This window comes from Paraburkholderia sp. HD33-4 (genome assembly GCF_021390635.1).
Lineage (GTDB): Bacteria > Pseudomonadota > Gammaproteobacteria > Burkholderiales > Burkholderiaceae > Paraburkholderia.
Window position 1 is genome coordinate 2,202,616 of the sequence record NZ_JAJEJS010000002.1, and the last position, 22,200, is coordinate 2,224,815.

22 protein-coding genes are annotated in these 22,200 nt (G+C 64.0%); 17 read left to right on the forward strand and 5 right to left on the reverse strand.

Annotation, left to right across the window (positions count from 1 at the left end; genetic code table 11):
- Nucleotide 1: 1 nt before the first annotated feature.
- Complete coding sequence (locus L0U84_RS29950; RefSeq protein ID WP_233855683.1) at nt 2-3,016, reverse strand: response regulator; 3,015 nt, start codon at nt 3,014-3,016, stop codon at nt 2-4.
- A 391-nt stretch (nt 3,017-3,407) separates the two neighbouring features.
- Between L0U84_RS29950 and L0U84_RS29955 the strand changes: the two genes are divergently transcribed.
- On the forward strand, nt 3,408-3,710 hold the full coding sequence (locus L0U84_RS29955; RefSeq protein ID WP_233856874.1) for an ArsR/SmtB family transcription factor: 303 nt from the start codon (nt 3,408-3,410) through the stop codon (nt 3,708-3,710).
- A gap of 84 nt (nt 3,711-3,794) precedes the next feature.
- Complete coding sequence (locus L0U84_RS29960) at nt 3,795-4,853, forward strand: alkene reductase (protein WP_233855684.1); 1,059 nt, start codon at nt 3,795-3,797, stop codon at nt 4,851-4,853.
- A gap of 92 nt (nt 4,854-4,945) precedes the next feature.
- Here the strand turns inward: L0U84_RS29960 and L0U84_RS29965 are convergent, their stop codons facing one another.
- The gene (locus L0U84_RS29965; protein WP_233855685.1) at nt 4,946-5,473 is read right to left on the reverse strand and encodes a GNAT family N-acetyltransferase; all 528 of its coding nucleotides are present in this window, start codon (nt 5,471-5,473) and stop codon (nt 4,946-4,948) included.
- Nucleotides 5,474-5,624: 151 nt separating this feature from the next.
- On the opposite strand from L0U84_RS29965, the gene L0U84_RS29970 reads away from it, so the two are divergent.
- From L0U84_RS29970 to L0U84_RS29985, 4 genes are all read left to right on the forward strand, one after another.
- Nucleotides 5,625-6,272 (forward strand): VTT domain-containing protein, encoded by a 648-nt coding sequence (locus L0U84_RS29970; protein ID WP_233855686.1) that lies wholly within the window; start codon nt 5,625-5,627, stop codon nt 6,270-6,272.
- Nucleotides 6,273-6,392: 120 nt separating this feature from the next.
- Entirely contained in the window at nt 6,393-6,845 is a 453-nt protein-coding gene (locus L0U84_RS29975; protein WP_233855687.1) for a MarR family winged helix-turn-helix transcriptional regulator, read from the forward strand.
- 23 nt (nt 6,846-6,868) lie between these two features.
- The gene (locus tag L0U84_RS29980; protein WP_233855688.1) at nt 6,869-7,435 is read left to right on the forward strand and encodes an isochorismatase family protein; all 567 of its coding nucleotides are present in this window, start codon (nt 6,869-6,871) and stop codon (nt 7,433-7,435) included.
- Between the two features lie 62 nt (nt 7,436-7,497).
- Entirely contained in the window at nt 7,498-8,847 is a 1,350-nt protein-coding gene (locus L0U84_RS29985; RefSeq protein ID WP_233855689.1) for an MFS transporter, read from the forward strand.
- Between the two features lie 40 nt (nt 8,848-8,887).
- On the opposite strand, the gene L0U84_RS29990 is transcribed toward L0U84_RS29985, so the two are convergent.
- On the reverse strand, nt 8,888-9,844 hold the full coding sequence (locus tag L0U84_RS29990; RefSeq protein WP_233855690.1) for a LysR family transcriptional regulator: 957 nt from the start codon (nt 9,842-9,844) through the stop codon (nt 8,888-8,890).
- A 285-nt stretch (nt 9,845-10,129) separates the two neighbouring features.
- Here L0U84_RS29990 and L0U84_RS29995 point away from each other — a divergent pair, with 285 nt between their 5' ends.
- The 3 genes from L0U84_RS29995 to aroQ are packed head-to-tail and all read left to right on the forward strand — an operon-like array spanning nt 10,130 to nt 13,145.
- Nucleotides 10,130-11,533 carry an MFS transporter gene (locus L0U84_RS29995; RefSeq protein ID WP_233855691.1) on the forward strand — a complete coding sequence of 468 codons (1,404 nt, stop codon included), beginning with the start codon at nt 10,130-10,132 and terminating at the stop codon, nt 11,531-11,533.
- Nucleotides 11,534-11,584: 51 nt separating this feature from the next.
- Nucleotides 11,585-12,655 carry a Gfo/Idh/MocA family protein gene (locus L0U84_RS30000; RefSeq protein ID WP_233855692.1) on the forward strand — a complete coding sequence of 357 codons (1,071 nt, stop codon included), beginning with the start codon at nt 11,585-11,587 and terminating at the stop codon, nt 12,653-12,655.
- A 52-nt stretch (nt 12,656-12,707) separates the two neighbouring features.
- The gene (gene aroQ, locus L0U84_RS30005) at nt 12,708-13,145 is read left to right on the forward strand and encodes a type II 3-dehydroquinate dehydratase (protein WP_233855693.1); all 438 of its coding nucleotides are present in this window, start codon (nt 12,708-12,710) and stop codon (nt 13,143-13,145) included.
- Between the two features lie 37 nt (nt 13,146-13,182).
- On the opposite strand, the gene L0U84_RS30010 is transcribed toward aroQ, so the two are convergent.
- The gene (locus L0U84_RS30010) at nt 13,183-14,262 is read right to left on the reverse strand and encodes a hypothetical protein (RefSeq protein WP_233855694.1); all 1,080 of its coding nucleotides are present in this window, start codon (nt 14,260-14,262) and stop codon (nt 13,183-13,185) included.
- A gap of 131 nt (nt 14,263-14,393) precedes the next feature.
- Here L0U84_RS30010 and L0U84_RS30015 point away from each other — a divergent pair, with 131 nt between their 5' ends.
- The 3 genes from L0U84_RS30015 (at nt 14,394) to L0U84_RS30025 (ending at nt 17,262) form a co-directional block, all read left to right on the forward strand.
- A complete protein-coding gene (locus L0U84_RS30015; RefSeq protein ID WP_233855695.1) occupies nt 14,394-15,299 on the forward strand; it encodes a LysR substrate-binding domain-containing protein in 906 nt (301 codons plus the stop codon).
- Nucleotides 15,300-15,398: 99 nt separating this feature from the next.
- Nucleotides 15,399-16,073, forward strand: a complete 675-nt coding sequence (locus L0U84_RS30020; RefSeq protein WP_233855696.1) for an HAD-IA family hydrolase — start codon at nt 15,399-15,401, stop codon at nt 16,071-16,073.
- Nucleotides 16,074-16,107: 34 nt separating this feature from the next.
- The gene (locus L0U84_RS30025; protein WP_233855697.1) at nt 16,108-17,262 is read left to right on the forward strand and encodes a DSD1 family PLP-dependent enzyme; all 1,155 of its coding nucleotides are present in this window, start codon (nt 16,108-16,110) and stop codon (nt 17,260-17,262) included.
- Between the two features lie 9 nt (nt 17,263-17,271).
- On the opposite strand, the gene hpaR is transcribed toward L0U84_RS30025, so the two are convergent.
- On the reverse strand, nt 17,272-17,679 hold the full coding sequence (gene hpaR, locus L0U84_RS30030) for a homoprotocatechuate degradation operon regulator HpaR (RefSeq protein WP_090806334.1): 408 nt from the start codon (nt 17,677-17,679) through the stop codon (nt 17,272-17,274).
- A 191-nt stretch (nt 17,680-17,870) separates the two neighbouring features.
- Here hpaR and L0U84_RS30035 point away from each other — a divergent pair, with 191 nt between their 5' ends.
- The 5 genes from L0U84_RS30035 to L0U84_RS30055 are packed head-to-tail and all read left to right on the forward strand — an operon-like array spanning nt 17,871 to nt 22,193.
- Nucleotides 17,871-18,644: a fumarylacetoacetate hydrolase family protein gene (locus tag L0U84_RS30035; RefSeq protein WP_233855698.1), complete on the forward strand. Its 774-nt coding sequence runs from the start codon at nt 17,871-17,873 to the stop codon at nt 18,642-18,644.
- Nucleotides 18,641-19,399 (forward strand): fumarylacetoacetate hydrolase family protein, encoded by a 759-nt coding sequence (locus L0U84_RS30040; protein ID WP_233855699.1) that lies wholly within the window; start codon nt 18,641-18,643, stop codon nt 19,397-19,399. Before L0U84_RS30035 ends, L0U84_RS30040 begins: the two co-directional genes overlap by 4 nt.
- 40 nt (nt 19,400-19,439) lie before the next feature.
- Nucleotides 19,440-20,897: a 5-carboxymethyl-2-hydroxymuconate semialdehyde dehydrogenase gene (hpaE, locus tag L0U84_RS30045; protein WP_233855700.1), complete on the forward strand. Its 1,458-nt coding sequence runs from the start codon at nt 19,440-19,442 to the stop codon at nt 20,895-20,897.
- A 14-nt stretch (nt 20,898-20,911) separates the two neighbouring features.
- Nucleotides 20,912-21,775, forward strand: a complete 864-nt coding sequence (hpaD, locus tag L0U84_RS30050; RefSeq protein WP_233855701.1) for a 3,4-dihydroxyphenylacetate 2,3-dioxygenase — start codon at nt 20,912-20,914, stop codon at nt 21,773-21,775.
- 19 nt (nt 21,776-21,794) lie between these two features.
- The gene (locus L0U84_RS30055; protein WP_233855702.1) at nt 21,795-22,193 is read left to right on the forward strand and encodes a 5-carboxymethyl-2-hydroxymuconate Delta-isomerase; all 399 of its coding nucleotides are present in this window, start codon (nt 21,795-21,797) and stop codon (nt 22,191-22,193) included.
- Nucleotides 22,194-22,200 lie beyond the last annotated feature (7 nt).

A 22,200-nucleotide genomic window follows, 5' to 3' on the forward strand; every position in this document is an offset into this window, starting at 1 on the left:
CTCAGGCGTCCGGTTGTGCGCTCATCATGCGCCGCGCGAGTGTCGAATAAGCGAATGGCTCGAAACGATCGAGCCCGTCCTTGACGGCAGGGATGTCGTGACTTCTGGCTTGCTGCTCCATCTGGGCGCACGCATTTGCCACTTCGATCTCCTGAATCATCGCGAAGGAGCCGCGGACCGCATGAAGCTGGGCCAGCACCGTTTTCATATCGCCGAGTTCAATGGCGGTATGCAGTTCACGAAGCGATTCTTTCAGCGCCCCGATCATCGCAGCGTGGATGTGCTCGGGCAATGGCCCTAGCGAGATGTCGCGCATGGCCGCGACGTTATTCGCGGGGCGCTTGCCGGCCTCGTTGACCAGCCGCCGTACCGCCGCATCCATGGCGTCAAGCAGCACCGGCTTGAGCAGGACCTCGTCGATTCCCGCTTTCGTGCATCGCGCGCGCTCTTCTGCGGCGACATGCGCAGTCACTGCGATGATCGGCACGGTCGCGCTTTGGGCGCGCAGGCACCGCGCGAGCGCGTACCCGTCCATCCCCGGCATATTGATGTCGGTCATTACCAGATCGTAGTGGCGCTCGTTGAAGCGCTGCAATGCCGCCCCGCCACTATCGGCCATATCGGCCTCGTATCCCAGTGTGGCAAGTTGCGCGACGAGCAATTCCCGATTTGCGAGTTGATCGTCGACGACGAGGATGTGAATGGTGCGTGTGTCGATGTCGGCGAGCTTCGATTCGGCTTTGATATTTTCTGGAGCCTCGACCGGTGTGGCTGCGCTCACCCGAATGGGCAAGGTCACGACAAAGGTACTGCCGGAATTCAATTCGCTCTTCACCCGGATCGTGCCATGCATCAACTCGGTAAGGCGCAGACAGAGCGCGAGTCCGAGTCCCGTTCCACCATAGCGCCTCGCAATCGAGGAATCCGCCTGTGTAAAAGCATGAAATAGCGTCTCCTGCTGCTGTGGGGTCATGCCGATGCCAGTGTCGCTCACACCGATCACGATTGGAGAGTCGGCGACCGTGTCGTCCTTGAGGTAAACCTCGAGCAGTACCTCGCCCGTGGCCGTGAATTTGATTGCGTTGCTGACCAGGTTGATCGCAATCTGCCGGATTCTCGTCGGATCGCCCAGATAGTGTGGCGCGAGTGCGTCGTCGATCATGCAGTCGAACTCGAGCCCCTTCGCCTGCGCGACTGGCTCGAACATCGCACCCACCTGGCGGATTACATGACCGAGATCGAAGCTGATCGACTCCAGCGTCATCTGACCCGACTCAACCTTCGAAAAATCGAGAATGTCGTTGATGATGCCGAGCAGCGCTGTGGACGACGACGTGACCACCCCCAAGCGCCCTTCCTGCAACGGTGACAACGGCGTGCGTCCCAGCAACTCGAGGTTGCCAAGAATCGCGTTGAGCGGTGTGCGTATTTCGTGGCTCATCATCGCGAGGAACGCCGACTTCGCCTGGTTGGCAGCGTCGGCCGCGGCACGCGCCTCGTCCAGCTTGCGTTCGGTGTTCTTCAGCGTCGTGACATCGGAAAAACTGCATAGGAGTACATCTTTCCCGCGATACTTGGTGCGCACCATGCTCACCAGTAGATCGTCCACGCGGCCGTCGGCAAGCCTGAGCGGCATCTCCAGGTCGGACTGCCACGCGGGTGCGCCAGCGCTGCGGTCGTAGAGACTGAGCAAACGTTCGTGCAACCTTGGTTCGTCTGGAGGCGTGTCCAATTCGTAGGTTTGCATCAGGTTGCTCTGCAACAGAATGTCGCCCTGATCGAAAGACAGCAGCGCGAACCCGGACGGCGCCGCGGCGACCATCGTGCGATTCAGGGCTTCACTTTCGAACACTCGCTGCGAACGTTCATAGTCGGGCTTGAACAGCTTGTGATCGAGCATCAACAGAAGCAGCCACATGAAGCCCAGGACCAGCAGCATCACTGCAACATAAGCAGCGAGGCGTGGCCCCAAGTCGTGCAGAATCGTACGCCATGTGAAAGCGTAAACGACGCTCCAGCCAGAATTCGTTACCTCTGCACTGGCTGTGAACAGTCGATTGTGATAGTGACGGCTTTCTCCGGTTCGCTCCGCCGCTTGTGGTCGAGACTCGAGAATCCGTTGCGTCAGTGCAGCGCCGGTACCCGGCGTCGCTGTACTGAGGATGACGTTGCCGGCGGAATCGAGCAGCAACGATTCTTCATCGTAGTACCTCCCGGCAAGAATTTCGATGAGGGAACCCAGGTAAATATTTCGGACAGCCACGAGGAATATCTTGCCCTCGCTAAAGGCCGGCATGACGATCCGGATTGCGGGCTGGTTGCCAAATGGGTCGGTGGCAGGCGGAAACCAGGTCGCGCCCTCGCTCTCGCGCAATCGCTTGACCACCGTTGGGTCTGTCAAATCGCCGATGTCCGGTGCAATTCGGTCGAGTAGCTCGCGGACGTCCTTCGTGCCGCTTTGCTTGATCGGGTTGCCGGATGCCGGTGTAGGAAAAAATCCGACGAAGCGCCGGTCAGGCGAATAGAAATAACCTGACACCGCATTGGTCTGCACCTTGGCCCAAGGTCCGAGACGATAGTGAAAATCAACGCCGAGTGCGAGATACGGAGCGTAATCCGAAGCACGGTGCGACGGATCGATGTCGCCGAGCATCATCACCGGGTCAAAATTTGCGTGTCTCTGCAAAACGACTTGTCCATGCCGCGCGGCAAATTCGTCAATGAGGGCCGCGGGTGGAAGTGCTCGCGTGCCCCACGCCGATTCTTCATGCAGGACAGCGGCTCTCAAGGTTCTTTCCCGCTCGAGAAACTCCAACTGCAGGCGAGCCTGGCGTAAAGAGAAGTCTCTATAGCGATCATCAATGAATTCCGCGACCGCCGAGTGCAGCACGACGCCGGTCAACAGCACCAGCACAAACGTGATCGCGATGCCCGTCCCCATGACCAGCGTCCGCTGATAGCGGTTGAGCCCGCTCGGCTCATCAACGTGTGCATCGCCGTCCGGCACGTGCGTCACGCGCTCATGTCCGCTGGAATCTATGCTCTTTGATGGCATGGCGGACCCGGATCCGGGAACCTGGAAATGATTTCAGCATCATACGGCCAATCTGGGTCGTTACGCGTTTGAAGCCGTTCGAGCCGTCCTCGATGACGCACTCAGGAGAGCGCAGCCCATTTCGGGCATTTCTACGTCGGTAGATCGCCCGTTCCGAAAAGCGTAACTACTCGTCGATCGCCATGCACAGGCACGCCGCTCGAACAAATCTTCATGTCGATACCTATCGCCCCATTGCAAGTAGTGCTTTCAAACATATCGTATAATTACGATATATGATTCGTTCTGTAGCGATGCATGTCGCGTACGCCGTGCGGCGTGCCGATTGCCGAATCACCTGAAAACCATCCACATGACGCCCGATTTCGACGCGATCCACAAAGCCCTGGCCAACCCGGTCCGCCGGGAGATTCTCGGCTGGCTGCGCGAGCCGCAAGCGCATTTCGCCGATCAGGAGTTGCCGCTCAACCACGGCGTGTGCGCGGGCAAGATCGATGCGCGCTGCGGCCTGTCGCAGTCCACCGTGTCGGCGCACCTCGCCGCGTTGCAACGCGCGGGGCTAGTCACGTCGAAGCGGGTCGGTCAATGGGTGTTTTTCAAACGTAACGAGCCCGTCATTCAAGCGTTCCTCGAATACATGAACGCCACGCTCTGAGCGCCACATTCGCATCGCCGCGTTTCCTTTTTCACGCAGTTTTTTTGAGGCTCGGGCCCTGCCCGCCGCCAAAGGTGAACTCTCATGCCGACACTTTTCGATCCGCTGCAAATTGGCGACATCACGCTGCCGAACCGCATCATCATGGCGCCACTCACGCGTCAGCGTGCCGAGGAAATCCGTGTGCCGAACGCGCTGATGGCGCGCTACTACGCCGAGCGCGCGAGCGCCGGCCTGATCCTCAGCGAAGCGACGTCGGTCACGCCGCAAGGCGTCGGCTACGCGGAAACGCCGGGCATCTGGTCGCAGGAGCAGGTCGAAGGCTGGAAGCTCGTCACCCAGGCCGTGCACGACGCGGGCGGCAAGATCTTCCTGCAGCTGTGGCACGTCGGCCGCATCTCGGACCCGGTATTCCTGAACGGCGAGCTGCCGGTCGCGCCGAGCGCGATCGCGGCGGGCGGTCATGTGAGCCACGTGCGTCCCGAGCGTCCGTTCGTGACGCCGCGCGCGCTCGAACTCGATGAAATCGCCGGTGTCGTCGAAGCATTCCGCAACGGCGCGGAAAAGGCCAAGGCCGCGGGGTTCGATGGCGTCGAAGTGCACGGCGCGAACGGCTATCTGCTCGACCAGTTCCTGCAGGACAGCACCAACAAGCGCACCGATGCCTACGGCGGACCGATCGAAAACCGCGCACGTCTGCTGCTCGAGGTCACCGACGCGTGCATCGGCGTGTGGGGCGCCAACCGCGTCGGCGTGCATCTCGCGCCGCGCCGCGACGCGCACACAATGGGCGATTCAGATCCGGCCGCAACGTTCGGCTATGTCGCGCGTGAGCTCGGCAAGCGCAAGATCGCGTTTATCGCGGCACGTGAAGCGCTCGGCGACGACCGCCTCGGCCCGGAACTGAAGCAGGCGTTCGGCGGCCCGTACATCGCGAACGAAAAGTTCACCAAGGAATCCGCACAGCACGTGCTCGACGCGGGCGAAGCGGATGCGGTGGCCTGGGGTCAGCTGTACATCGCAAATCCGGATCTGGTGCGCCGCTTCGCTGAAGATGCGCCTCTGAACAAGCCAGTTCCGGCGACGTACTATGCGCGCGGCGAAGTCGGCTACACCGACTATCCGGCACTAGAAGCGGTGTAATCGGTCGTGACAGCGGGCTCGTGTCCGCTGTACGAAATGACAAAGCGGCGGGCGTGACTGTATTTTCAGTCACGCCCGCCGCTTTTTGCGCGCTAGACGAGCTCGCGCCGCATGAACACCCGCTTCGATTCATCGAGCCCGCGCGCGATATGCGCGTCGCGCCGCGCGAGTAACGCCTCGTCGAGCTCCGACGTATCGAGGTCGCGAAACCCAAGCCGCCGGTAATACGGCGCGTTCCACGGCACGTCGCGATACGTCGACAGCACGAGTTGAGTCAATTGTCGTGCACGCGCGAGTCGCGCGACCTCCTCGATCAATGCCGCACCGATGCGCCTTCCCGCGTGCGAGGTCAGCACATCGAGTTCCTGAACGTAGATGCGCGTCGGCTGCGGCTCGAACATCACGAAGCCCGCGCAAATCGCGTCGTGGTCGATAGCGACGATGATCTCGCGCGCTTCGATCTTGCGCTCGGCGACCTCGCGCGCCATCGGCGGCGCGTCGGCGATCCCGGTCATGCCGACGCTGACGAAACGCAGCCCCGCTTCGAATTCGATTGCACGAATCGTTTCGGCTTCGTGCGGCGCGGCGAAACGGAAGGTGATGGCAGAGTCGTGCGACATGGCGTTGCATCGGTTGAAGACTGTCCGAGTTTGACATCGGCACCGCAACATCGACAAGCGTCAAACGACATAAACTCGCGCGCGCGCCCCGCACGTACGCTCGCGGGTCTACACTCATCACATCCGCACGCCACCCGAGGCCCACGCCAAGATGAACCTGATGAATGTGCTGCAGATCGCGCTGCACCTCGACCAGCACCTGAGCGCGCTGATCGTGCAATTCGGCACGGCAATCTACGCACTGCTGTTCGTCGTCGTGTTCGTCGAATACGGCTTTCTGCCGCTGTTCTTCCTGCCCGGCGATCCGCTGATCTTCATCTGCGGCGCGCTCGCGGCCACCGGCGCATTGAACGTGTGGATCGTCGCGCCGGTGCTGCTCGTCGCGACGGTGGGCGGCAGCATCGTCGGCTACGCGATCGGCCACGCGGTCGGCGACAAGGTCTACACCCGCAACTACTACTGGCTCAACCGCGACGCGCTGCGCCGCGCCCACGCATTCAGCGAGACCCGCGGCCGCCTGACCTTCCTGCTGTCACCGTTCATTGCCGTGGTGCGCACGTTCGCGCCATTCGCCGCAGGCGTGTCGCGCATGACCTTCTCACGCTTCGTCGCGTTCGTCACCGCGGGCGCGGCGCTGTGGGTGGTCTCGCTGATCGCGGCCGGCTATCTGTTCGGCAACGTGCCGGTGGTCCGCGAGCATCTGAGTTCGCTGGTGTTGCTGGGCCTCGCGCTGGGCGGCGCGATGCTGGTCGGCGGAGCGGTATGGCGCTTTTTCAACCGGCGCATGCGGGCGCGTTGAGGCCATCGTGGCGACGCCCCGGCGCACGGTCTCCCGTCACTCCAAAACTTGACCCGGGCAAGATACGAAGGTAACCTTATCAGGAAACCTTCAAATCATGTCATCGCGCGAGCTCATCGCATGAGCAAATCCCCTCCCCCGGTTACGCCGGAAGAACTTCATACGCTGGCCGAAGATCTGCGCGTGCTGGCGGGCAAGCTGCGCCGGCGGCTGCGCGAAGAGTCGCATGTCGGCGACTTCACGCCGTCGCAGGTGCAGGTGCTGAACTTGCTGGAACGCGAAGGCCCGGCCACGGTCACCACGCTCGCGCGCGCACACGGCATGCGTCCGCAATCGATGGGAGAAACGCTCGCGGTACTGAAAGCCGCCGGGCTTGTCAGCGGCGCGCCCGACCCCAACGACGGACGGCAAACGGTTCTCTCGCTGACCCCCTCGTTTCGCAAGAAGGTGAAGGCGAGCCGCGCGGCGCGCGAAGACTGGCTGTACCGCACGATTCAAACGCGCTTCACGGCAGCCGAACAGCAACAACTCGCGACGGGCGTTGATCTGCTGAAACGCCTCGTCGATCTGTAACTCGTCAATCGCAGGAGCCCTCCATGGCACTCACCACTCTCGACGCCAAGACCGCACTGATCGTCATCGATCTGCAGCGCGGCATCGTCGCGCTGCCCACCGCCCCCTACCCGGCCGGTGAAATCGTCGAACGCTCGGTCAAGCTGCTCGACGCATTCCGCCGTCACGGCCTGCCCATCGTGCTCGTGAACGTCACCGCCGGCGCACCGGGCCGCACCGACCAGGGTCGCCATTCCGCCGACTTCCCGGCCGGCTTCGCCGACCTGCTGCCTGAACTGAAGCAGCAGCCGTCGGACCATCTGGTCACGAAGCGCACGTGGGGCGCCTTCACGAACACCACTCTGGCCGCGCATCTGCAACAGCAAGGCGTCACGCAAGTGGTGCTCGTCGGTATCGCGACCAGCATCGGCGTCGAATCGACCGCGCGCTTCGCGAGCGAGGCGGGCCTGCACGTCACGCTCGTCGTCGACGCGATGACCGACCTGAACGCCGACGCGCACACCAACAGCATCACGCGCATCTTCCCGCGCCTGGGCGAAACCGGCACGACGCAGGAAGTGCTCGATCTGCTCGAAAGCTCGCGCGCCTAAAGCCGCATCGAGTCGAGCCCCTACTCGCAATCGGCCCACCCCGCGTTGAGGAAACCCCTGCCGTGAGCACCACGTTCCGTTCGCTGCGCATATTCAACTACCGTGTCTGGGCGAGCGGCGCGATCGTCTCGAACATCGGCACGTGGATGCAGCGCACGGCGCAGGACTGGCTCGTGCTCACCGGGCTTACGCATCACAACGCGACGGCGGTGGGCATCGTGATGTCGCTGCAGTTCGGGCCGCAAATGGTTTTGCTGCCGCTCACCGGCTACGCGGCCGATCATTTCGACCGCCGCAAGCTGCTGTTCGCGACCCAGGCGGCGATGGGCACGCTGGCACTCGCACTCGGTCTGCTCACGGTCACGGGGCTCGTGCAGCTATGGCAGGTCTACGTATTCGCGGGACTGCTCGGCTGCGTGACCGCGTTCGATTCCCCCGCGCGCCAGACCTTCGTATCCGACCTCGTCGGCGAGCGTGATCTCGCCAACGCGGTCGCGTTGAACTCCACGTCGTTCAACGCCGCGCGCATGCTCGGGCCGGCGGTCGCGGGTCTGTTGATCGCGTCGGTGGGCACCGGCTGGGTGTTTCTGATCAACGCGCTGTCGTTCGTCGCGGTGCTCGGCGCGCTGCGCATGCTGCGGCACGACCAGCTGCATATCAAGCCGCGCAACGTGCGCTCGCGCGGCAGCTTCGTCGAAGGCTTCAAGTATGTGTGGACGCGCCCCGACCTGAAGGCGGCGCTCCTGATGCTATTCCTGATCGGCACCTTCGGCCTGAACTTCCCGATCTTCATCTCGACGATGTCGGTCACCGCGTTCCGTGCCGGCGCCAGCGAATACGGCGTGCTCAGTTCGACGATGGCGATCGGCTCAGTCACCGGCGCGCTGCTCGCCGCGCGCCGCGCGAGGCCTACGATGGGGCTGCTGCTCGGCGCCGGCGCGATGTTCGGCGTCGGCTGCACGGCGGCCGCGTTGATGCCGAACTACGTGCTGTTCGGCATCGTGCTGATCGCGATCGGCGTGTCGACGCAGACCTTCACCACCTCCACAAATAGCCTCGTGCAACTGACCACCGAGCCCGCGATGCGTGGCCGCGTGATCGCGATCCTGCTCGCGATCGCGCTCGGCGGCACACCGCTCGGCGCGCCGGTGGTCGGCTGGGTCGCCGACCGTTTCGGCCCGCGCTGGGCGCTCGCGGTCGGCGCGGCCTCGGGCTTCGGCGCGGCACTCGTCGGCCTCGTCTATCTGATGCGATACCGGGAATTGCGTTTCTATCGCGCAGGCTGGCGCCTGCGGTACAGCATCGAAGACCCGCGCCCCGTCACGGCTAGCACGGTCGTTCCCGACTCCGTAACCACGGTTCAACGCAGCGAGTTGGACGAGGCGGAAGAAGATACGGCGTCGAGCGTGTAAAAACTCAAGCGTGTGAGCGCCATTGAGAAGCGCCCGCCGCTCAGAGTCCGCCCACGCCGCGTGTCACCAGCGCATACGGTCCGCGCGTCAGCTGCTCCCTGAGAAACTCGATGCACACCTGAATCCGTGCCGACGACGACAGGCGCTCTGCCGTCACCGCCCACACATCGGCGGATTGCTGGTAGTCGGGCAGCACGCGCACCAGTTCGCCCGCGCGCAGGCTCTCGGCCACGTCCCAGATCGACACCATCACGATCCCGTAACCCTCCTTCGCCCACTGCACGACGATGTCGCTCAGATTCGACGCGACCGTGCCCGTCACCTTCACGCTGCGTTCCCCATGCGGCCCGCTCAGACGCCAGACCCCGAAGCGGTCGTCGCGGCCGCGAAACAGCAGGCAATCGTGGCCGGTCAGATCGTTCAGTTCGACAGGTGCGCCGTGCCGCTCGACGTAAGCCGGCGACGCGCACAGAATGCGCGCGCTCTCCACCATCTTGTGGGCGATCAGATGCGGCTCCTGCACTTCGCCGACGCGCACGTCGATATCGAAGTTCTCGCCGACCACATCCGCGCGCCGATCCAGCAGCTCGAGCCAGATTTCGAGGTTCGGGTGGCGCTCGCGCAGCATCGCGAGAATCGGCGAAACGTGCTTGCGGCCGAGCCGCAAACTCGTGCTGATGCGCAACAGACCGCTTAGCTCGGTGCGGCGATCGGCGAATGCGTCGGCCATCCCCTGCACGTCGTCGAGAATTTTTTGCGCCCACTGCAGGGCGGCTTCGCCGTCGCTCGTCACGCTGACGCGCCGCGTGGTGCGCTGGAACAGCTTCACGCCGAGGCCGGCTTCGAGCATGGCGATGCGCTTGCTTACATGCGACGGCGACAGCCCCATCTCCGTCGACGCCGCGACGAAACTGCCGCGTCGCGCGATATGGCAGAACAACTGCAAATCGCGCAGGAAGGATTCATTCGTGGCTGTGAGCGCATTCTGATTTTGCATCTGGACGCATTGTGTCGGCGCATAACGCTATTACCCTAGCTGCAACGGATTGGTTGAGCAAGTGGCAGTCGTTTGTATGCCGGCTCGAATGCAATGCCCGGCACGCTCAGGCCCGTGGTTAACCCGTAGTGCACCGCAGCAGCCGGCACGATGCACCGATCCAAACCGTTATGCCGCACTGCGGTAACGAGACCAGGAAAATCCTGGCTTGCGCGGCGCGCGTTTAAAGGCGCCAATGATTCAGCCGTAGAAGCTGACAAAAACATTTCCCATTCAGGAGACGTCATGCAAACGAACGCATCGGCAAGCAGCGGGCATAGCTCGCAGGCTCGCAAGGCAACCGCCAGCGGCTGGATCGGCTCGGCACTCGAGTACTACGACTTCTTCATCTACGCGCAGGCCGCCGCGCTGATCTTTCCTCAGCTGTTCTTCCCGTCCGGCAACCCCAAGATCGCGATCGTCGCGTCGCTCGCGACCTACGGCGTCGGCTACGTCGCGCGACCGATCGGGGCGGTCGTGCTCGGGCACTGGGGCGATACGCACGGGCGCAAGAACGTGCTGCTCGTCTGCATGTTCCTGATGGGTCTGTCGACGATGTTGGTCGGTCTGCTGCCGACCTATCAGCAGGTCGGCTTTCTCGCACCGGTGCTGCTCGTCGTGCTGCGGCTGATCCAGGGCTTCGCGGTCGCCGGTGAAATCTCAGGCGCCAGCTCGATGATCCTCGAACACGCGCCATTCGGGCGACGCGGCTTTTACGCGAGCTTCACGCTGCAAGGCGTGCAGGCCGGCCAGATTCTGGCCGCCGCGATATTTCTGCCGCTCGCCTATTTCATGAACGACGCCGCGTTCAATGCATGGGGCTGGCGCATTCCGTTCCTGCTCAGCTCGGTCGTGCTGATCGCCGGCTACATCATCCGCCGCGAAGTCCACGAAACACCCGCGTTCGAGAAGGAAGACGCGAGCGGCGGCGTGCCGCGCTCGCCGATCGTCGAAGCGTTCAAGTACAACTGGGGCGACATGCTGCGCGTCGTGCTGTGCTCGCTGATGAACGTGATCCCGGTCGTCGCGACGATTTTCGGCGCGGCCTACGCGGTGCAGCCGGCGTATGGCATCGGTTTTTCGAAGAGCCTGTATCTGTGGATTCCGGTGATCGGCAATATCGTCGCGGTGCTGGTGATTCCGTACGTGGGCAATCTGTCCGACCGGATCGGGCGGCGTCTGCCGATCATCGTCGGCTCGCTTGGCGCCGGGCTGCTTTCTTTCGGGTATCTGTACGCGATCAGCATCCACAACGTGCCGCTCGCGATGGTGATGTCGATCCTGATGTGGGGCATCATCTATCAGGGCTACAACGCGATCTTCCCGAGCTTTTACCCGGAACTGTTCCCGACGCGTTCGCGTGTCTCCGCGATGGCGATCGGCCAGAACATCGGCACGACGATCACCGCGCTGCTGCCGGCTCTGTTCGCCTACGTCGCGCCGCCGGGATCCAACAACGTGCCGCTGACGATCGGCACGATCACGTTCGCCATCACGATCATCTGCGCGATCGCCGCATGGAGCGCGCGTGAAAACTTCCGCGTGCGGCTTAGCGACCTCGGCGAAAAGAACGTCGTGCCGCTCGACAAGCTCAGCTACGACGCGATGCGCGCACAGAGCATGGCCGATGCGAAGAAGGCCGTTGCTTGAGCTCGCTTGCCGTTTAACGCATTTTCATCAGGACTTTCAGGGACCTTACCCATGAACAGCACCCGGATCGCCGTCGCTGGCGCAGGGTATATCGGCCGCGCCCATATGGCGGTCGCGCAGCAAAGCGACACGTGCAAGCTGTCGGCGATCGTCGACCCGTCGCCCGCGGCCGCCGCGGTCGCGGCCGAGGCGGGCGTGCCGCTCTACCGCACGCTCGATGAACTGCTCGAACGCGATCGCCCGGACGGTGTGATTCTCGCGACGCCGAACCAGCTGCACGTCGAACACGCGTCGCGTTGTCTCGCGGCGCGCGTGCCGACGCTGCTCGAAAAGCCGATCGCGCCGAGCGTCGACGAAGCGGAAACGCTCGCCGCCGAAGCAGAGCGCAGCGGCGTGCCGCTCTTGATCGGCCATCACCGCGCGCACAGCCCGATCATGGCGCGCGCGCGGCAGCTGATCGACGAGGGCCGGCTCGGCAAGCTCGTCGCGGTGATGGGCAGCGCGGTGTTCTTCAAACCCGACGAGTACTTCGCCGACGCCGACTGGCGGCGCCAGCCGGGCGGCGGTCCGATCTTGCTGAACATGATTCACGAGGTGCACAACCTGCGCATGCTGTGCGGCGACATCGTCGCCGTGCAGGCTTTCTCGTCGCATGCGACGCGCGGCTTTCCGGTCGAGGATACGGTCGCGATCAACCTGCGTTTCGCGAACGGCGCGCTCGGCAGCTTCATGCTGTCGGATACCGCTGCGAGCGCACGCAGTTGGGAACAGACGTCGCAAGAAAACAAGGCCTATCCGTCGTATCCGGACGAAGACTGCTACGTGATCGCGGGCACGTTCGGCTCGCTCGCGGTACCGACGATGCGCCTGAAGACCTACGCCGAAGCCGCGAACCGCTCGTGGTGGAAGCCGTTCGACGTGAGCGTCGCCGAGATGACGCGCGACGATCCGCTGAAGCTGCAGATCGAGCATTTCGTGCGCGTGATTCACGGCGAGGAGCCGCCGCTCGTCAGCGCGCAGGACGGCTTGCAGAACCTGCGCATCACCGAGGCGATCGTCGAAGCAGCTCGCACCGGCGCGGTCGTCGATACGACGCGCTCCGTCGCGGCGGCCGTACACTAAAACACGTTGAATCCGCTTCGAGATTCCTCAATCAATTACTAAGGATCACTAGATGAAAACGTTCGTGATGCTGCACGGTATCAACCACAACATGTTCGGCAAGCGCGATCCCGCGCAATACGGCACGATCACGCTCGATGAAATCGACGCACGCCTGCGCGCGCTCGGCGACGAGCTCGGCGTACGAGTCGACAGCTTTCAGACCAATAGCGAAGCGGCGATGTGCGAGCGCATCCACCAGGCGTTCACCGACAACGCCGACGGCGTGCTGATCAACGCCGGCGCCTGGACGCACTACAGCTACGGTATCCGCGATGCACTCGCGATCCTGACGGTGCCGGTGGTGGAGATCCACATGTCGAACATTCACGCGCGCGAAGCGTTCCGGCATCAGTCGGTATTCGCGGAGATCGTCAAAGGACAGATTTGCGGCTTCGGCGTGGACAGCTATCTGCTTGGGCTGCGCGCGGCGGTGTCGGCGGCGGGCTAGTCCTGAGAGTGCGCCGCGCGGTGGTGGCGGCGCACGGCTAGCGCCACGTTTCGGTCAACTCGTTGGCCAGCACCATTTTCTGGCGGACCACTTCGACGAAGGCCGCGTCGATACCCGCCTGCGCCTTCAGGAATTTCAGCGCGGCGGAATGCACGGCGCGCAGCGCGCCGCCGTCGATACCGGTCATACGCGCCGCGCTGCGCCGGGTTTCAACGACCAGATCGCGTGCGCTCGTGAAGTCGGGCGACAAGCCGCATTGCGCGTCGAACGCGGCGCGCAGACCGGCCCCGTAGTCGCGCGACTCGCCGAGCCGCTCCATATCGATCAGCAGATCGACGCCCTCGCCCATGCGCAGCGCGCAGAGGATCCACAACGCGATGAACGCGCGGTATGCGTTGTCGCTGTCGACCGTGCGCGCGAATTGCTCACACGCGACGGCATACGCGTCATCGGGCATCGACGGCAGCGGCGGCAGACGCACGCCGCACACGGCGATCGCTTCGCGCACCAGCGGGTCCATCTGGTTCAGACCGAGCACGCGAAACGGCGCGGCGACAAAAAACGCGTTGCTCCATTGCTGCCTCAGCAGCCAGCCCGACGCGAACTGCGACGCGGGATTGCGCAGCACACCCACGTGCAGCGCCTCGGCAAACGCGCGCTTGAGCCACGGCAGACGTCCGCCCGTACGGCAAAACTTGAAGACGGGCACGCGGCCCTGCTCGATCGTGTGCTGGCTCAGCACATGCAGATAGGCCTGCAGTGACGGGAATGTCGCATCGGGCTCGCGCGTAAAGCGATCGATGCTGAAGCGCTTGTCGTAGCCCGCCACGCCGCGTGCGTCTTCGCGCAGAAACGGCCGGTATTCGTCGAAGTACGGCGCGGCGAGCGGCGGGTGCCCCGAGGTCAGGGTTGGCCGCGAGGCGGGCAAATCGGCCAGTTTGAGATCGGCGAGCACGTTGCTGAGCGGCTCGTAGAAGCCGGCCGCGCGCTCGAGCTCACGCAGCCGCGACCACACCCACGTGCCCGCGCTGCGCCAGCCCGTATGCAGAAAAACCGCCTGTTTCAGCGGACTGGTGGGCACGGCGTCGTTCGCGGACGCATCATGGGGCAACGGCATGGGACTTCTCTTCCAATGATTGAATCTATAGACCGGAAGCGCCACTTTACCCTGTGAGCGATCCGGACGCATTATGCTGCGAGATTCCACGCTCCGCGCATTGCACCCCACCTCGCACCCACCTCGCCCCCATGAACGATTCGGCCGATATCCGCTTCCTGCTCACACTGCGCGCAAGCGGCAGTCTGATCGCCGCCGCGCGCCGACTCGCGCTGTCGCCGTCGGCGGTCACGCAGCGCCTGCAGCAACTCGAAAAGAAGCTCGGCGCGCAACTCGTGAACCGCAGCGCTCGCCGCCTGCAATTCACCGACGAAGGCCTGCTGCTGTGCGAGCGCGGCGCCGAGCTGATCGCGCAGTTCGACGCGATGTTCGACGATCTGCAAACGCGCCGCGGCGGCCTCGTCGGCACGCTGAAGATCAATGCGCCGCTCGGTTTCGGACGACGCCACCTGGCGCCGCTGATCGGCGAGTTCCAGCAGCAGAACCCCGATATCGACGTCGCGCTGACGCTGTCCGACCGGCCGTTGACCGAAACGCTCGATCGCTTCGATATCGTCGTGCATATCGGCGAATTGCCGCTGTCGAACCTGGTCGGCTATACGATCGCGCCGAACGCGCGCTTCGTCTGCGCGGCGCCCGCGCTCGTCAGGCGAATCGGCCAACCCGAATCGCCGGATGCGTTGAGCCGGCTGCCTTGCATCGTGCTGCGCGAAAACAACGAGGATGTCTCGCTATGGCAGTTCAGCAAGGGCCGCACGCGCCGCAGCGTGCGCGTGTCCGCGCATCTGAGCTGCAACGACGGCGATGTGATCCGCCAATGGGCCTGCGAGGGACGCGGCGTGATTCTGCGCTCCGAATGGGACGTCGCCGACGATCTGGCGAAAGGCAAACTCGTGCGTCTGCTGCCGGGCTGGAAAGCACCGGACGCGAACGTGATCGCGCTCACGCATCAGAGGACGGGGCTGCCCGCGCGCACCCGCCATTTCATGCAGTATCTGCAAGGGCGCTTCAGACCGACGCCACCGTGGCGGCGATGATTCAGTCTGCGTGAATCTAAGAGTCAGTCGACCTGAACGCTGACGCAGGCACGAAAACCTATAATCGATTCATCCTCAACAGCCGGCCCAATTGCAATCATGACTGCCGCCGCCCATTCCACCGACACCGCAGCCTATCCGGACGCGGTCCTGTTCGACCTGCTAACCGCCCTGCTCGACTCGTGGACCGCGTGGAACCGCGCGGCAGGCTCCGACGAAGCAGGCCGCGCCTGGCGTGCCGCCTATCTGCGTCTGACGTACGGCTGCGGCCGCTATGTTCCCTACGAACAACTGGTGCGCGAGGCTGCCACGCAAGTCGGTTTGTCCGAATCGGCCGCGCACGCGCTCGAAGCGGACTGGCTGAACCTGACGCCGTGGCCCGGTGCGCTCGACGCATTGCGCGCGCTCGCGCCGCATTGCAAGCTCGCAGTTGTCACCAACTGCTCTACGCGGCTCGGCTCGCAGGCGGCCGCGCTGTTGCCCGTGCGCTGGGACGCGATCGTGACCGCCGAGGAAGCCGGCGTCTACAAGCCGGATCCGCAACCGTACCGCCTCGCGCTCGGCAAGCTCGGGGTCGAGGCGCGGCGCGCCGCGTTCGTCGCCGGGTCGAGCTACGACATGTTCGGCACCGCGGCCGTCGGTTTGCGCACCTACTGGCACAACCACGTCGGCCTGTCGCTGGTCGCGGGCGCGCAGCCGCCGGAGGTCGAAGCGCCGTCGCTCGACCGGCTCGTTCCGTGGCTCGCGGGCTTTGGCGGCGACCGCCGGCACTGAATCCCCAACCTCACCCTGCTCCTCAGGTGCAAGCATGAAACTCGAACAGATCGAAACCCCGGCCGCGTTGATCGACGTCGCGCGGATGCAGAAGAACATCGCGCGGATGCAGGGGCGGATGAATGCGCTCGGCGTCGCGTTCCGGCCGCACGTGAAGACCAGCAAGTGCATCGACGTCGTGCGTGCGCAGATCGCCGCCGGCGCGCGCGGCATCACGGTGTCCACGCTGAAGGAAGCCGAAGCGTTCTTCGCGGCAGGCGTCGACGACATTCTGTACGCCGTCAGCATGGTTCCGTCGAAGCTGCCGCGCGCGCTCGCGCTGCGTCGCCAGGGGTGCGATCTGAAGCTCGTGGTCGACAATCCGACCGCCGCCTCGGCGATTGCCGCGTTCGGCGACCAGCACGGTGAAACCTTCGAAGTCTGGATCGAGGTCGATACCGACGGCCATCGCTCGGGTATCCAGCCCGAACAGCAGACGCTGCTCGAGGTCGGGCGGATTCTGCATGAGAACGGCGTGAAGGTCGGCGGCGTGATGACCCATGCGGGTTCGAGCTACGAGTTGAATACGCCTGAAGCGCTCGCCACGCTCGCGGAGCAGGAACGCGCAGGCTGCGTGCGCGCTGCCGAGCGCTTGCGCGAAGCGGGCATCGCGTGTCCGGCCGTGAGTGTCGGCTCGACGCCGACCGCGCTCGCCGCGCGGCACCTCGAAGGCGTCACCGAGGTGCGGGCCGGCGTCTACGTGCTGTTCGATCTGGTCATGCACAACGTGGGAGTCTGCACGCTCGACGACATCGCGCTTAGCGTACTGACCACCGTGATCGGTCATCAGGAAGACAAAGGCTGGGCGATTCTCGACGCCGGCTGGATGGCGCTAAGCCGCGATCGCGGTACGTCGCGGCAGCCGCACGATTTCGGTTATGGGCAGCCGTGTCTGCTCAATGGCACGTTGCTGCCGGGTTATGTCGTTAGCGGCGCCAATCAGGAGCATGGGATTCTCGCGGCGGTTCCGGCTCAGGCCGAGATGCAAGCCGACGCCCAGCCCGACGACATCGCGCAGCGCTTTCCGATCGGCATGAAACTGCGCATCCTGCCGAACCACGCGTGCGCGACCGGCGCGCAGTTCCCCGAGTATCAAGCGGTGGCACCGGACGGCAGCAGCGTCGAGTGGCAGCGCTTTTACGGCTGGTAAGCCACCGCGTCACTCGTCCTCTTCCGACAACCCCGCCAGCAGATCGTCGACCGCGCGATAGACGCGCTCGACGATCTCCGGTCCCACCTTGCGCTCGAGCTCGCGATAGTGCGCCTCGAGATCCTTCGAAATCACGCGCACCAGATCGACGCTCGTGTCGGTCAGCGACACGAGCACGCGCCGCTGATCCTCCGCGAAACGCTCCTTCGTCACGAGTTCCATGCTCTCCATGCGCGCGAGCACGCCGGCCATGCTCGGACTCGAAATCGTGCAGATGTCGGAGATGTGGCGTGGTTCCATCGGACCATGCTCGTTGAGCGCGCGAATCACGCGCCATTGCTGCTCGGTGAGTCCGTGCGCGGTGATCAACGGACGAAAGCGCTCCATCATTTTTTCGCGGGCGCGCAACAACAGCATCGGCAGGTTGCGGTGTAAGACTCGGGTGGACGCAGCGGACATGTTGGCAAGGAATGAGAAAAAAACAGCCGTCGAAGCTTACGGGAAAACCCGCGATCAACCAACAGCCTATTGACCGTCAATGATATCAAGCGGGATACTACTAACATCTTAGTGTTTTCGCTGAACTTTCGCCACGAGGCCGCGCATTTATGTTTGCCCTTGCCGATCATCTGCTGCATCCCGAAGGCGACGCGCTGCCTCGCGACGTGGACGCGCACACGGCGGCCGCGTTGCTGGCGCGCGGCGTCGCGTGTCGCGCGCCGGTCAGCGGCGCCGTGTACGGCACCCTGCTGAACGATCGCGCCGCCTTGAACGCGCTGGGCGACGCCATGCATGCGGCGCCGTACAAGGCGCCGCCGAAAGCGCCGATTCTGTATCTGAAGCCACGCAATACGCTGGCCGGGCATCGGGCGCGCGTGGTCGTGCCGGACAACACGCTCGGCGTCGAGGTTGGGGCGTCGCTCGGCATCGTGATCGGGCGTACCGCGACGCGTGTCGGCGTCGAGCGCGCGGCGGACTATATCGCCGGCTATACGCTGGTCGGCGACCTGAGCGTGCCGCATACCAACGTGTATCGCCCGAACGTGCGGCTGCGCGCGCGCGACGGCTTCTGCGTGATCGGACCGGCGCTCGTCGCCGCGCGCCATGTCACCGCGCCGGATCGGCTCGACATCGCGGTCTCGCTGAACGGCGCCGAACCGTTCACGGCAAGCACCGCAACGTCGGTGCGCAACGTCGCGCAACTGCTCGCCGACGTCACCGACTTCATGACACTGAACGCGGGCGACGTGCTAACGCTCGGCGTGCGGCACGGCTCGCCGGTCGCACACGTCGGCGATACGGCCACGCTGTCGATCGGTACGCTGCCACCCTTGACCGTATCGTTCGTCGGCGTCGATCAACACAACGGAGAACAGTCATGATGCGCGGCCGCGTTGCCTATGCGGGAGCGATTCACGAAGCGTATCCGCACGAGCAGGGTGTACTTCTCGCCGACGGCCGCGTGCGCCGCGAGGACGAAGTGGTCTGGCTCGCGCCGATCGAAGTCGGCACGATCTTCGCGCTCGGCCTGAACTACGCGGAGCACGCCAAGGAATTGCAGTTCAGCAAGCAGGAAGAGCCACTGGTGTTTCTGAAGGGACCCGGCACGGTACTTGGTCATCGCGGCGTCACGCGCCGCCCCGCCGACGTTACGTTCATGCATTACGAGTGCGAACTCGCGGTCGTGATCGGGCGAACCGCGCAAAACGTCGAACGTGAAAACGCCATGCAGTATGTGGCTGGCTACATGATCGCGAACGACTACGCGATTCGCGATTACCTCGAAAACTACTATCGCCCGAATCTGCGCGTGAAGAATCGCGACGGCGGCACGGTGCTTGGTCCCTGGTTCGTCGACGCCGCCGACATCGCCGATGTCACGCAGCTCGAACTGCGCACGTTCGTCAACGGCACGCGTCAGCAATGCGGCAATACGCGCGACCTCGTCACCGGAATTCCCGCGCTGATCGAATATCTGAGCGGCTTCATGACGCTCGCGCCCGGCGACGTGATCCTGACCGGCACGCCCGAAGGCATCGTCAACGTCAACGCGGGCGATGAAGTCGTCTGCGAAATCGACGGCCTCGGCCGTCTCGTCAACACGATCGCATCGGACGCGGACTTCGGCCGCGCCTGATGAACAGCAAAAACCCAGCGAACAGCGAAAGGACAAGGCAATGCCGATCGACCATCTGATCAACGGCGAGGCGTGCGCCTCGAGTGACTATTTCGAAACCGTCAATCCGGCCACCCAGGAAGTGCTTGCCGAAGTCGCGCGCGGCGGCGCAAAGGAAGTCGATGCGGCCGTGCAGGCGGCCAAAAGCGCCTTCCCCGCCTGGGCCGCGAAACCCGCCGCGGAACGCGCGAAGCTGATCCGCAAGCTCGGCGAACTGATCACGAAGCACGTGCCGGAAATCTCGGAGATCGAAACCAGGGACACCGGCCAGACGATCTCGCAGACGCGCAAGCAACTGGTGCCGCGCGCGGCCGACAACTTCAGCTATTTCGCCGAGATGTGCACGCGCGTCGACGGCCACACGTATCCAACCGACTCGCATCTTAACTACACGCTGTTTCATCCGGTCGGTGTGTGCGCGCTGATCTCGCCGTGGAACGTGCCGTTCATGACGGCCACCTGGAAGGTCGCGCCCTGCCTCGCGTTCGGCAACACCGCCGTGCTGAAGATGAGCGAGCTGTCGCCGCTGACCGCCTCGATGCTCGGCAAGCTCGCGCTCGAAGCGGGCATTCCGGCGGGCGTGCTGAACGTCGTGCACGGCTATGGCAAGGAAACGGGCGAACCGCTCGTCGCGCATCGCGACGTGCACGCGGTGTCGTTCACCGGATCGACCTCGACCGGCAATCGCATCGTGCAAACCGCGGGCCTGAAGAAGTTCTCGATGGAGCTCGGCGGCAAGTCACCGTTCGTGATATTCGACGACGCCGACTTCGAACGCGCGCTCGATGCCGCCGTGTTCATGATCTTCTCGAACAATGGCGAACGCTGCACCGCGGGCTCGCGCATTCTCGTGCAGCGCTCCATTTACGCCCGGTTTGCCGAGCGCTTCGTCGAGCGCGCGAAGCGCCTGACGGTGGGCGATCCGCTCGCGGACAGCACGATCGTCGGCCCGATGATCAGCCAGGGGCATCTGGCGAAAGTACGCAGCTATATCGAGCTTGGCCCGAAGGAAGGCGCGACGCTCGCGTGCGGCGGGCTCGATACGCCCGATCTGCCCGAGGCACTGCGTCACGGCAACTTCGTCACGCCGACCGTGTTCGTCGACGTCGACAACCGCATGCGCATCGCGCAGGAAGAGATCTTCGGACCGGTCGCGTGCCTGATTCCGTTCGACGACGAAGCCGAGGCGATCAGTCTCGCCAACGATATTTCGTATGGTCTGTCGAGCTATATCTGGACCGAGAACACCGGCCGCGCGTTGCGGGTGGCGGCCGCCGTCGAAGCCGGCATGTGCTTCGTGAACAGCCAGAACGTGCGCGATCTGCGTCAGCCGTTCGGTGGCACGAAGGCGTCGGGTGTGGGGCGTGAAGGCGGCACGTGGAGCTATGAAGTGTTCCTCGAACCGAAAAACGTCTGCGTGTCGCTCGGCTCGCATCATATTCCGCGCTGGGGCGTCTAATCGAGGAGACCGCGATGGGCAAGCTCGCGTTGGCAGCAAAAGTCACACATGTGCCGTCGTTGTATCTGTCCGAGCTCGACGGACCGCACAAGGGTTGCCGTCAGGCCGCGATCGACGGACACCATGAAATCGGAAGACGCTGTCGCGAACTCGGCGTCGATACGATCGTCGTGTTCGACGTGCACTGGCTCGTGAACAGCGAATACCACATCAACTGCGCGCCGAAGTTCGAAGGTGTGTACACGAGCAACGAGCTGCCCCATTTCATCAGGAACATGCCGTACGCGTACCCGGGCAACGTGGGGCTCGGCCAACTGATCGCGGACGTCGCCAACGAAATGGGCGTGAAAAGCCGCGCGCACAGCGAAACCACGCTCGAACTCGAGTACGGCACGCTGGTGCCGATGCGCTATATGAACGGCGATCAGCACTTCAAGACGGTGTCGGTTGCAGGCTGGTGCATGTGGCACGACCTCGCGACCAGCGCGCGCTTCGGCCTCGCGGTGCGCAAGGCCATCGAGGACCGCTATGAGGGTACCGTGGCTATTCTCGCGAGCGGCTCGCTGTCGCATCACTTCGCGAACAACGGCACCGCCGAGCAGTTCATGCACAAAGTCTGGAGCCCCTTCCTCGAACAGATGGATCGAAGCGTGGTGCGCATGTGGGAAGCCGGCGACTGGAAGACCTTCTGCGAAATGCTGCCGCTCTACAACGAGAAATGCTGGGGCGAAGGCGGCATGCACGATACCGCGATGCTGCTCGGCGCGCTCGGCTGGGATCGCTACGACGGCAAGGCCGAAGTCGTCACACCCTATTTCGGCAGTTCAGGCACCGGCCAGATCAACGCGATCTTCCCGGTCACACCGCTTCCCGTCTGACACTCGCGAAGGAATCGCCATGCCTCACCTGACACTCGAATACAGCGCCAATCTCGCGGATGCGCAACGCGTCGGCGACCTTTGCAAAGACCTCGCGCAGTGCCTCGACGCGCAGCGCGATAACGGCGAGCGCGTCTATCCGCTCGGCGGCATTCGCGTGCGCGCGCTGCGCTGCGACCAGTACTGCGTCGCCGATGGGCGCCCCGACGCCGCGTTCCTGCACGCGAACCTGAAGATCGGCGCGGGCCGCTCCGAGGCCGTCAAGAAGGCGACCGGCGACTCGCTGTTCGCGCTGATCAAGCAGCGCTTCGCCACCGAGTTCGAACGGCAGGGACTTGCGTTGTCGCTCGAAATCAACGAGTTCAGCGAAGCGGGCACGTGGAAGCACAACAATCTGCACGCGCGGCTGAAGGGCTGACATCATC